General features: G+C 63.8%; 7 protein-coding genes. 4 read left to right on the plus strand and 3 right to left on the minus strand.

Translation table 11 applies throughout. From position 1 onward, the window contains the following. The 3 genes from MJ783_RS11000 to MJ783_RS11010 all read right to left on the minus strand — a co-directional run. The coding region (locus MJ783_RS11000) for a DUF4062 domain-containing protein (protein WP_239310300.1) at positions 1-1,119 on the minus strand (1,119 nt) is incomplete at its 3' end. 355 nt (positions 1,120-1,474) lie between these two features. Beyond that, a complete protein-coding gene (locus MJ783_RS11005; RefSeq protein ID WP_239310301.1) occupies positions 1,475-2,980 on the minus strand; it encodes a metallophosphoesterase family protein in 1,506 nt (501 codons plus the stop codon). Between the two features lie 256 nt (positions 2,981-3,236). Continuing rightward, entirely contained in the window at positions 3,237-5,741 is a 2,505-nt protein-coding gene (locus tag MJ783_RS11010; RefSeq protein WP_239310302.1) for an ATP-dependent Clp protease ATP-binding subunit, read from the minus strand. Positions 5,742-7,009: 1,268 nt separating this feature from the next. Here MJ783_RS11010 and MJ783_RS11015 point away from each other — a divergent pair. The 4 genes from MJ783_RS11015 to MJ783_RS11030 all read left to right on the plus strand — a co-directional run bounded on the left by MJ783_RS11015 (position 7,010) and on the right by MJ783_RS11030 (position 12,050). Continuing rightward, entirely contained in the window at positions 7,010-7,543 is a 534-nt protein-coding gene (locus tag MJ783_RS11015) for an SCO family protein (RefSeq protein ID WP_239310303.1), read from the plus strand. A 266-nt stretch (positions 7,544-7,809) separates the two neighbouring features. Beyond that, on the plus strand, positions 7,810-9,084 hold the full coding sequence (locus MJ783_RS11020) for a glycosyltransferase family 2 protein (protein ID WP_239310304.1): 1,275 nt from the start codon (positions 7,810-7,812) through the stop codon (positions 9,082-9,084). A 28-nt stretch (positions 9,085-9,112) separates the two neighbouring features. Beyond that, a complete protein-coding gene (locus tag MJ783_RS11025; RefSeq protein WP_239310317.1) occupies positions 9,113-10,669 on the plus strand; it encodes a glycosyltransferase family 39 protein in 1,557 nt (518 codons plus the stop codon). A 238-nt stretch (positions 10,670-10,907) separates the two neighbouring features. After that, a complete protein-coding gene (locus MJ783_RS11030; protein WP_239310305.1) occupies positions 10,908-12,050 on the plus strand; it encodes a glycosyltransferase family 2 protein in 1,143 nt (380 codons plus the stop codon). The last annotated feature ends 325 nt before the right edge of the window (positions 12,051-12,375 follow it).

Genomic DNA, 12,375 nt, shown 5'->3' on the forward strand with positions numbered 1-12,375 from the left:
GTCCCGTGACAGGCCTGTCGTCAACAGGTCGAATGCCTGGTCAGGTGGCATTTCGTTGACCGCGACCGCTCGTGCGTCGGCCGGGATGATACTGGGAATGCGGGTTGTCATCAACCGTATACAGCCGTGCCCGCCGATGAGAAACGGCTCGATTTGGTCGGTTCGCCATGCGTCGTCCACGACCAGCAGCCGGCGGCCGGTTCCACCCGTCGCGTCCTGGCCCGGACGGTCAAGGAGGCGGCCGAGATGGCGCCCGGCCTGGAGCGGGTCGACGAACGTCGGACGCCGCCCGTCGAGCACCTCGGCGAGCTGATTGACACGTCCAGCGAGATCCGGGCCGGAGATCTGCTCGCCGAGCGTCGTCCACAGGATGCCGCCGGAGAACCACTCCAGCACCTCGGGATCGGCACACAGAGCCTGGGCAAGGGTCGTTTTGCCCAGCCCGCCGGCACCGTGCAGCGCCGTGGTCATTGCCACCGGCCTGCCGTCGTGCGCACACAGCAGATCTACCAGCGGCCGGGACAGCTCGGGCCGCGGAATAGGGACCCGGGTCAGCTCTGGAGCCATGTTCACCGGTCCGGAGCGCGTTGCCCCGCTGGCCCCGATGTCCGCGCCGCTCGGGGCAAGTTCGACCAGAGCCTGGTAGAGCGCTCGCTCGAGACCGTCCGGGGTGGTGAAGTAGTGCGCGGTCACTCCGGAGTTCACCACCTCCTGCCGGAACACGGCTTGGCGTGGTCCGTGGTCGAGGTCGATGACGGCTTCCGCCTGGATGCTCGCCTTCTCGTCAAGCAGGAACGCCAGCCGGGGCATGCCGAGCTCAGCGGCCGTCCGGAACTCCAGCTCGGTGTAGGAGATATCGGGTGAGTCTTGGACGGGTGACCCGTAACGGAAGCCGAAAAGACCGACATAGACATCGGCGGTGGCAACCGCCTCCTCGCAGTAGCTGGCCGTTTTACCGTCCCGCGCGGTGAAATAGGCCATGTCGACGATGACATGCCCGGCGCGACTGACCGCCCGCTCGGCGGCATGGACGAACGAACCGGCCGCACCGGTGGGAAACCGCCGCAGCTCGGAGGTATGACTGAGAAATATCCGCAGCACCCTCGTCGCTCTACGCACAGGTGAACGGTACACAGCTGTCGCGGCCCCGGTTTCGGAGGCGCTCTTGGAGGCTCCGGCAACAGGGAACGCCGCATCGCGGGGCTGGGGCACGCACGCCAGCCCCGTTCCTTGATCCACGCTTCTGTCGCGGGCACTCTTATCGGTTCACGGGCCTGTTGATATATGACGTCCGCGCGTAATCACCAGGCGTTCCCGTTCGGTGCGCGCCCCGGTGGCGATCAACCCGCGAGGTACGGGGGAACGCGCGGGTCCACCGTGTTCCCACCGGGACGCGAACAGAAGGTAACGAATTTCGTACCATCGGTGCAAGCTCTCGGCTTTGGCTCGGTGGCAAGCGGTCAGCGGTCAGCGGTCAGCGGGTCCGGGTGGGGACGGTCTCGTCGCCGTGGGTGCCAGCCTGGTCGCCGCTCCGGTCGGTGGCGGTAGCACAGGTTCTGACCAGCGTGAAAGCGTCGAAGGGGACGGGCGAGGGGCCGGAGCTGTCGTAGACGGTCACTCGGATGCGGGTTGCGCCGCCAGGTTCGCCCGGATCCACGTCGAAGCCGGCGAATGCGTACGGATGCTCCGGCGCGCGCAGCGCCAGCCAGGGCGCTGGTTCGCGGGCGTGAATCGCGCGAAGCCGCGTCGGGTCGGATTTCCGCGGCTCTCCGCCAACGATCACTCGGCCTTCGGGCGGATCGAACAGCTTGCCGGCTGACGGCGCTGAGGAGCCGCCCGTTCCAAGGACCATGTGGACGGTTCCGGCTGAGGTGTCGATCACATCTGTCTCGTATGACGCCGGCCGCGGCGTGAGCACCTCTGAGCCATCGACTACCCCACGTAGTGGATATGTCCGTTCGTAATGATGCTCGTGCCCACACAGGACAAGGTCCACCTCGAAGGCATCGAACAACGGCAGCCATTCCTGACGGATTCCGAGGTCGGCGCCGTTGTGCTGTGCGGCGCTTGACACGGCGGTCTGGTGCATACAGACAATGATCCAATTAATGCTCGGATCAGCGCGGGCCTGGCGCAGGGTTTTCGCGAGCCAGGCCCGTTGCCGGCCGCCACTGTAACCGCGAATATACATCATGCCAGCGTCCTGATAGCAGATGTCGTCATTCTGCAGGACGACAAAACGCACGCCCGAAACGGTGAAGGCATACCACAGGCCGGCGACAGCCGGATTCGCGCGGTCAGTGATTTCGCCAACGGCGTCGAGGTCATCAGCGGGATCAGTGCTGTCGGGCAGGAGAAAGCGGCTTTGGTAAGCGCTCAGCCCATGCGCTCCGTTACCGCGTTCGACCTCGTGGTTGCCAGCGGCGGGCATCCACGGGCGGTGCCGAGCGGATATGCTGATCATGTTGAACCAGTCAGACCATGCCCGGAGTGGGTTGCTGCGCTGATTGGCGTACGACAGATCGCCGACGATCAGGGTGAACAGCGGGTTGATGCGTTCGATGCCGGTCACGACGTGCTCGGACGCCGGGGTGCCGAACGGGTCGTAGGCAGCGGACGTTCCTTGATCACCAAAGCAGGTAAACGTGAAGCGCGCCCGGCCGTCGGGTGCCGTCCGCAGCGTCCCACCCTCAACGCGGGCGATCCGGTCATGCAGTACCTCGTACACGTACATGGCATCCGGCTCGAGGTTCCCGAGCAAGGCGTGATGATTGATCACGTCCATGCCGGTGACGCCATCGGTGTACACCCGGGTGACAGCGGGGACCTCGCGATCGAGACCGCCCGGAGGGCTGCCGAAGCGTACCCGCGGGTGGCGGACCATGATCGGTGTCGTCCACGACACGGCCATTGATCTCGCCGGGTCCGGGCCGAACGTCAGATGGATGTGTTCAACGGGAGTTCCCGCGCGCGGGGCCAACTACCCTCCTCGCTTTTTGTCACCATCACCGTTACCGTTGACTGCTGTTGCTGTCTGCTATGCCATGGTGTCAACGCTATCCGGAGGACATGGACGAGTTCCGCCGGCCACACCGACGGGTATCGGACAGCCCGTGAAGGGTTCGGGGCGGTTTGTGGGATGCCGCACAGACGGTATGGCGAACATGGCGAAGGGGCGGCTCCGCTGCCGCGGAACCGCCCCTTCCTGATCCAGGGTCCTACCCGTAAGACGACTCCTACTCGCTGGACTTGGCCAGATCGATCGGCAGCGCGTCAGGCACCTGGTTCGGCTTTGGTTCACCTCGGAAGGTGAACGTGGCGGCCTCGCCTTCGCCCTCGACATCGCCGACGACGATCTCGCCGGGACGCAGCGTCCCGTACAGGATCCTCTCGGACAGGACGTCCTCGATCTCCCGCTGGATCGTCCGGCGCAGCGGCCGGGCGCCCAGCACCGGGTCGTAGCCCTTCTTGGCGAGCAGTGCCTTGGCGGCGGGGGTCAGCTCCAGCGCCATGTCCTTGTTCTTCAGCTGGACGTCCACCCGGGCCAGCATGAGGTCCACGATCTGGATGATCTCTTGCTCGGACAGCTGGTGGAAGACGATGATGTCGTCGATCCGGTTCAGGAACTCAGGCCGGAAGTGCTGCTTGAGCTCGTCCTGGACCTTCGCCTTCATCCGCTCGTAATCGATGGCGCCCTGCCCGGTCGCGAACCCGATGCCGGGGCCCTTGGAGATGTCCCGGGTGCCCAGGTTCGACGTCATGATCAGAACGGTGTTCTTGAAGTCCACCAGCCGGCCCTGGGAGTCGGTCAGCCGACCATCCTCCAGGATCTGCAGAAGAGTGTTGAACACATCCGGGTGGGCTTTTTCGACCTCGTCGAACAAGACGACCGAGAACGGCTTGCGGCGCACCCGCTCGGTGAGCTGGCCGCCCTCCTCATACCCGACATAACCGGGCGGAGAACCCACCAGTCGCGAGACCGTGTGCTTCTCCATGTACTCGGACATGTCGAGCTGGATCAGCGAATCCTCGTCACCGAACAAGAACTCCGCCAGCGTCTTGGACAGCTCGGTCTTACCGACACCGGACGGGCCGGCGAAGATGAACGAGCCACCGGGACGCTTCGGGTCCTTCAAGCCCGCGCGGGTACGCCGGATCGCCTGGGAGACAGCCTTGATGGCCTGCTCCTGGCCGATGACACGGCGGTGCAGCTCGTCTTCCATGCGCAGGAGACGGGCGGTCTCCTCCTCGGTGAGCTTGAAGACGGGGATGCCGGTCCAGATCGCCAGCACCTCCGCGATCTCCTCGTCGCCGACCTCGGCGACGACGTCCATGTCGCCGGCCTTCCATTCCTTCTCCCGCTTGGCCTTCTCAGCCAGGAGGGTCTTCTCCTTGTCACGCAGCGACGCGGCCTTCTCGAAATCCTGCGCGTCGATCGCGGACTCCTTGTCCCGGCGGACGCTGGCGATGCGCTCGTCGAACTCGCGCAGGTCCGGCGGAGCGGTCATCCGGCGGATACGCATCCGGGACCCGGCCTCGTCGATGAGGTCGATCGCCTTGTCCGGCAGGAACCGGTCGGAGATGTACCGGTCGGCCAGCGACGCCGCGGCGACCAGCGCGCCGTCGGTGATCGACACCCGGTGGTGCGCCTCGTAGCGGTCGCGTAGGCCCTTGAGGATCTCGATGGTGTGTGCCACCGACGGCTCCGCGACCTGGATGGGCTGGAACCGGCGCTCAAGCGCGGCGTCCTTCTCCAGGTGCTTGCGGTACTCGTCCAGGGTGGTGGCACCGATCGTCTGCAGCTCGCCGCGCGCCAGCATCGGCTTGAGGATGGAGGCGGCGTCGATCGCGCCCTCGGCGGCGCCCGCGCCGACGAGCGTGTGGAGCTCGTCGATGAACAGGATGATGTCGCCGCGGGTGCGGATCTCCTTGAGGACCTTCTTGAGGCGTTCCTCGAAGTCGCCGCGGTAGCGGGACCCGGCGACCAGCGCGCCGAGATCGAGGGTGTACAGCTGCTTGTCCTTCAGGGTCTCGGGGACCTCGCCCTTGACGATCGCCTGTGCCAGCCCCTCGACGACCGCGGTCTTGCCGACCCCGGGCTCGCCGATCAGTACCGGGTTGTTCTTCGTCCGGCGTGACAGCACCTGCATGACGCGCTCGATCTCCTTCTCGCGCCCGATGACCGGGTCGAGCTTGGACTCACGAGCGGCCGCGGTGAGGTTACGGCCGAACTGGTCGAGGACCAGCGAAGTCGACGGGGTGCCCTCGGCCGGGGCACCGGCGGTGGCGGGGTCGCCCTTGCCCTGGTAGCCGGACAGGAGCTGGATGACCTGCTGGCGGACCCGGTTGAGGTCGGCGCCGAGCTTGACCAGTACCTGCGCGGCGACGCCTTCGCCCTCACGGATCAGTCCGAGCAGGATGTGCTCGGTGCCGATGTAGTTGTGGCCGAGTTGCAGGGCCTCCCGCAGGGACAGCTCGAGCACCTTCTTGGCCCGGGGCGTGAACGGGATGTGCCCGCTCGGCGCCTGCTGGCCTTGCCCGATGATCTCCTCGACCTGTGACCGAACACCCTCGAGGGAGATCCCGAGCGACTCAAGTGCCTTGGCGGCGACGCCCTCCCCCTCGTGGATCAGTCCGAGCAGGATGTGCTCGGTGCCGATGTAGTTGTGGTTGAGCATCCTGGCTTCTTCCTGAGCCAGGACGACGACCCGACGTGCCCGGTCGGTGAATCTCTCGAACATGTGCGCTCCTTCGAGCGGTGCGACCGACCACACGGCAGCCGGTATCCGCATGCTAGCTCCGCCGAGGCATGTCCCCACGCATCGAACGGAAACCTACCCGCCGGCCTCGCCCTCTTCGTCGTGGACGGCGGGCCAACCGGGACAGTCGGCCCACCAGCGAAGACGTCTTGGTCAACGGTGACCGACCGGGAGCGATTCCGTCCCGCTGTTCCGCCGAGAGCAGAACGAAATCTCATGATTACCGGGTCGGTGTGCCCAGCTACCGGGTGATCGGGTCACACCCGATCATTGGTGGTCAAGGGTCTCGGTCCAGATGTCAGTCGCTTGCCGCTAGTTGCTGAAAGTGATATTTTGTGTACTTTTGGTTATAGTCTTGTATAAAAGATGAAAAATCTTACTTGTTGATTGCGCTACAGTAGCTAATTGTATCCGCTGTTGGGCGGAGGGCAAGTAGTGATCATCAGGCAGCCTTGCGCTGGCCGCCTGGAAAACAAAAGCAAGAGGCTCTGGCTGGTTCGATGGCCGGGATTTTCCGTGCCCCGAACGCTGGATTGGTTATCGGGGGAGCGGCTGACAACAATGCTGATTGTCATGGCTCGGCGCGACCGCGGTGACCGGGCGTGTGGTCTTTATAACCGCAATGCCTGATCGATGATCAACGGATCGCTATCACGCCATGGGGACAAAATTATCTACCAATCAACTTTTTTCAGCCAGAAAATACCCAATATTCAGCTCGCGCTCCTGGCTGGAGGCCGCGCTGCCCGCACCCCTCGGCTCCTGCTAGCATCACCTCTCAGGGCATTTTTTGGGGGATGTCACTACATGCACTATCCGGCTTGCGTCTGCCACGAAGAGCTGCCGATGACCGATTGGGGTCGGTCATCGACGGATCGTCTGGAAGGTAACAGCAGGCCGTGTCGTCACAATCTACCGTACGTTACCGGGAGTCGACTTGTCGACCGATGGAACGGGGGGGAACGCGTGGGGGGATGAACCGGCTCTTAACACCATCGAGTCACCGTCGTCTCCGCTCTGCCGCATGGGAGCTCGCTCGCCGCCGATCGTCAGGCGCGGTGGGAGCCGATGGCCCGAAAGCGGCTGTCCGCCGGGGCCTGTTGCCCGGCAAACGGATCGATCCGTGTGGGCGGGGCCACGCGGCCGATCGGCGGGCGGAGCTGGCGATCGCCACCGCTGTCCTGCTCTCCCTTGTTTCGGCCTGTGGAGCATCGGCTGGATCGGCGAGCGTGTCCGGACGAAAAGCGAGCGTGACCGTTTCCCTCGCGGGCCGGCCCCTGAATCCGACGGTCGTCCAGCCAGTCAGCCACCTCATCGACACGAATGGATCTCCGTTTGATGTGCGGTCGGGGACCGCGGGCAGGCTGGCGTTCGTGTTTTTCGGCTACACCCACTGCCCGGACGTCTGCCCGACAACGGCAGCCGACATTGCCGCGGCTCTCGGTCAGCAAACCCCGGCCGTTCGGGCCAGGACCACCTTTGTTTTTGTGACGACCGATCCTGAGCGTGACTCGCCGCAGACGATGCGTCGATGGCTTGATCAGTTCGACACATCCTTCATCGGCCTCACTGGAAAATGGGCGGACATCGCTGACTACGCAGCGGCCCTCGGGCTCCCGGTCGTTCCGCCCGAACAGGCAGCCGATGGGAGCTGGCTGGTTCAGCACGTGTCCCGAGTGACCGCCTTCGCGCCGGATGGCACCGCCCGCGCCGGATATTTTCCCAGCACGACCGTCGCTGACTATTCACATGATATTCCCCTGTTGCTGGAGAATCGGTTGTAGTGGGTGCCTTTCCGTGTACACAGCATGTACGCACGATACGCGCACTGACCGTCGGGGAGGAGATCCGGGACATGCGGAGGACTCGCAGCGGTGACCGGCAAACGCAGCTGTGGCGGGGGCGGCCACTATGAGCCGGCCCGTGTGCGGCGGCAGTCCAGGACCTTTTTCCCGGTAACACCTCGCGGTCCGGCAGCCAGCACGGAACTCGGCGGTTCACCCCCCGATCTTGGGTTGTAGTTGATACCCGTAAGGTGAAAGGAACGACCTTGCTGTCTGCCCTTGTCTCGGCAGCAATCGTTATCATTGCTCTCACGCTGTTCGCGACATCCGGCACCAATCTGTGGTGGATGCTGCACGCATGGCGCACGCCTGAAACGTACCACGAGACCTTCTACCTGCCGGCCATGGGCAAACCCTGCCACAGTTTTTCGATTATCGTTCCCGCCCGCCACGAGAGCGAGGCGGTGTTGAGCGCGACCGTCGCCCGTCTCGTCAGCCAGACGCACCCGCAGGTGGAAATAATTCTGGCTGTCGGCCACGATGACCCATCGACTGTGCAGGTGGTACAGAAAATTGCCGCCGGCCAGCCAGGTCTGAAAATCTCGGTCGACCAGTCCGCAGTCAAGAACAAACCGCGTCAGCTGAACACCGCCCTCGCGGACTGTACCGGCGACATCGTAGGCGTCTTCGACGCGGAGTCACTGGCGGCCGCGGAACTGCTCGCCCATGTTGACGAGGTATTTCAGACGAGTAATGCCGACGTCGTCCAGGGTGCGGTCCAGCTCGTCAACTTCCAGTCCAGCTGGTTTTCTCTCCGCAACTGTCTGGAATATTATTTCTGGTTCCGTTCACGGCTGCATCTGCATGCCCAGAAGCAGTTCATCCCGCTCGGTGGAAACACCGTGTTCGTACGCCGGACGCTGCTCAACGAAGTGAACGGATGGGATGGTAACTGCCTCGCCGAGGACTGCGATCTTGGTGTCCGCCTGTCCGCGCTCGGCCGCAAGGTCAGTGTCGCCTTCGATCCTCGTCTCGTCACCCGAGAGGAGACACCTGACACGATATACGCCCTGGTGAAGCAACGGACCAGGTGGAATCTCGGTTTTATGCAGGTACTCCATAAGGGCGACTGGCGGAAGCTGCCGACCCGCCGGGCGCGGAACCTCGCCCGCTTCACCCTTACGCAACCGATGACACAGGCGTTTTCGGGACTGGTGCTCCCGGTCGCGCTGTTGACTGTCGTGGCCGGTAAGTTCCCGATGGTCGTCACGTTGACCTCCTTTCTGCCGGCTGTCCCGACGATCGCCATGCTCGGCTTCGAGGCGGCTGCGCTCCGGGCATTCGGCCGGGATTACGACTTTCGTATCCGGGTTCGTGACTATGCCAGTCTCGTGTTCTTTATGCCCGCCTATCAGCTGATCCTCTCCTGGGCGGCCGTGAGATCAGCCTTTCGTTTCTTCGCCGGAAACTTCGAGTGGGAGAAGACCGCCCACGCCGGAGCCCATCTGAGTACATCCGCAACCGCCGACGACGCGGCCTGAAGAAAGTCAGGGGGATCCGAACGTGTCCATGACCGCAGTGCTACCGCAGCCAGTCCTGAGCGCCTTACGAACACCCGCGGCGGCGGTCGACCGGCAGCGGCGGCGGTGGCCGGATGTAGCGATCATCATGGGGCTAGTGATGATCACAACCATAGTTCTACTTGTCAACCTCCACGGTTACCCGACTGTCCAGGACGACGAGGGAACCTATCTCTCCCAGGCCGAATGGGTGCGGGCGCACGGCGCGCTGTCGCCATACACCTACTGGTATGACCATCCGCCGTTCGGCTGGATACAGCTGGCCGCGCTTTCCTGGATCCCGGCCTTCCACGGGGGCTCGCTGACGGTCTCGTCTGGGCGCGCCATCATGCTCCTCTACGCCGATGCCTCGGCTGCGCTGCTCTACCTGCTGGCTCGTCGGCTGGATATCCGCCGGCCCTTTGCCGTCCTGGCCGTCCTGCTGTTCGTCTGTTCGCCGATCTCCGTGACCTTTCTGCGTCAGGTGTATCTGGACAACCTCGCGATCCCATGGCTTATCGCGGCCTTCTACTTCGCCTGTACGCCCCGTCAGCACCTCTGGCACTATGTGCTGGCCGGAGTTTTTCTCGCGGTTACCGTGCTGACCAAGGAGACCACCGCCATACTGGTGCCCGCCGTGGCGCTCGCGGGCTGGCAGTCCAGTTACGCGAGGACCCGGGATTTCGCCTCCGTGGGCTTCTGGTCAGGTTTTGTGCTGATTTGCCTGGTATATCCCTTGATGGCTTTATTGAAAAATGAGCTGTTCGCTGGCCCCATCCGTGTGTCGCTGCAGGCCGCGATGGAGTTCCAGTTCGTGAAACGGTCCGGTTCGGGCTCGGTGTTCGACCCGGTTGCGTCGGCTCACGCCACGGCCCTCGGCTGGGTGCAGCTGGACCGGTGGCTGCTGATTCTGGGTGCCCTGAGCGCTCTTTTCGCGCTCACCATCCGTCGGCTTCGCCCGATCGGGCTGGTGGTCGTGCTGCTGGGAATCACCTTGCTACGAAAAGGCTATCTGCCGCAGATGTTCATCATCGTGGCGCTGCCCTTTCTCGCGCTGTGCGTGGGTGGCGTGGTCGACCAGGCGTGGTCGACCACGCGGCGGTGGGGCAAGCCGGCGCGACTGATCGGCGACGGCAGCCTGCTCGCGGCTTTTACCGTCGGCATCGTGGCGCTCGGTGCCGCATGGCAGCCTGGCCTCGCGCGGGCTTTCACATCTTCTAACAATACGGAACACGTCGCGGCCGTAGCTTATCTGCGAACCTCGGCGATCCCACGGGACAGTCGTATCGTCGTGGATAACACGATGTGGCAGGATGTTTACCATGCCGGCTTCTCTTCACCCTGGCATACGATTTGGTACTACAAAGTAGATCTTGACAGTGCGGCAAAGAAAGAGCTGCCGGACGGCTGGCGCGATCTGGACTACATCATCCTCACACCATTCATGCGGCAGGATATTTCGACTCTCGGGCTGACTACGATGGGTATCGCGGTCGAACACTCGCGGGTAGTCGCACGTTTTGGCACGGGTCCGGCCGCGGTTGAGCTCCGAGCGGTGACAAAGTGATCCACAGCCGCGCTGAATCGACGGCGGACAGGCGACAAGCGGCTTTCAAGACTGTCTGAAAACCAGTGGATCTGGGGGTAGCGTGAGTCGAAAAAAGAAACAGGCGGCGGGTGCCGCCGTCGAGTCCCCGTCAGCGTCCCCGCAGGAGCCCGAACCGGGTCCGGCGGAGCGGGCGGCGGTCGATGGGATTCCCGCACAGTATTCAAGAGCGGAATCCGGGCCGCGGCCGCAGCTGACGGTGATCGTGCCGACGCGAAACGAGGCGGGTAACGTGATGCCGCTTCTCAACCGGGTGGACGCGGCGCTCAGCGGTATGGCTGCCGAAGTTCTGTTCGTCGACGACTCCACCGACCATACGCCACAGACTGTGGAAAGCGTTCGGCGGAACTTCAACGTGACGGTCCGTCTTTATCATCGTGCACCGGCTGTCCGTTGGGGGGGACTCGGCGGTGCGGTCGTCGACGGGCTCCGCTCGGCACGCTCTCCTTACGCGGTCGTGATGGACGGCGATCTTCAGCATCCGCCGGAAGCTCTGCGGACGCTGTATGACGCCGCAGTCGCCAATCAGGCGGACATGGTGATCGCCAGTCGCTATCGCGGGAACGGGGACGCCGCCGGACTGGCCAATGGTATGCGCAGGTTTGTGTCGTCCGGCGCAAGTCTTGTCTCCCGGTTGGTTTTCCCCCGCCGGCTGCGGGGTGTGACCGATGTGATGAGTGGATTCTTCCTCGTCCGGGTTGGCGCGCTTCATCTTGATAATCTGCAGCCAAGTGGCTACAAAATTTTGCTTGAGCTGCTCGTCCGCATGGACAAGATCAGTGTAGCGGAGATCCCGTACTCGTTTGCGAAACGGCATACGGGCGAATCCAATGCCTCCGTCCTCGAAGGGCTGCGGTTTGTTCGGCATCTTTTCTGGCTCCGGGTTCCGCGAGCGGCGCGCTTCGCGCTCGTTGGCGCGACGGGGCTATTGCCCAACGTTCTCGGTACCGCCGCACTTGTCCTGCTCGGATTGCATTACACTGTCGCCGCCATAGCGGCTACGCAAATCGCGAACGGGTGGAACTTCCTCGGCTGTGAACTACTCGTCTGGCCCGACAAAAAGGGCTCCTGGCGGCACCGGATCGGGCCCTTCATGCTGCTTAACAGCAGCGATCTGTTCCTGCGGCTGCCACTGCTCGCCTTTTTTGTCGAAAAGTGGGGCCTGAGCGTTATGGCTGGCACTCTGCTGACGCTGGCCATCGCGTTCGCGTTACGATTTCTGCTTATCGACCGGTTGGTCTACCGGCGCCGTGGGAAGAAAGCCACCGGACACCTGCCCGAAACGGCGATCATGGTTGAGCGGGAGGCATTTGAAAACGTGTTAGCCGAACATACGGCATGAACCCGCAAGCGGCGGCTGCCGATGGTCCAGCTGGGACCTCCGACAGCCCAGCCCGGACAACCGCGGCAAGTCCCACAGCCTTGCCGGCAGTTTACCGCCCCACTGCTGGTGGGGACCTGGGCGGCTGCCCCGAGAACTCTGGAGAAGATGATTGTCGATGACAGGTCCTGAAAATATCGGGCGCCGTCGCCGATGGCGGCGCTGGCAAACTGCCAGATCACTCGGTGCGCTATCCGTGGCGGTCATGTTCACGGCGCTTCTCGGGCCCGTGGCAGCCGCGCCACGGGCGGCCCTGGCTGCCGCGACGAATATGTTGCAGAATGGA

The sequence above is a fragment of the Protofrankia sp. Cj3 genome, from assembly GCF_917627355.1.
GTDB lineage: Bacteria > Actinomycetota > Actinomycetes > Frankiales > Frankiaceae > Protofrankia.

Coding starts and splice junctions, on each gene's coding strand:
- MJ783_RS11010 (WP_239310302.1), bottom strand. CDS start 5,741: ATGTTCGAGAGATTCACCGACCGGGCACGTCGGGTCGTCGTCCTGGCT.
- MJ783_RS11025 (WP_239310317.1), top strand. CDS start 9,113: ATGACCGCAGTGCTACCGCAGCCAGTCCTGAGCGCCTTACGAACACCC.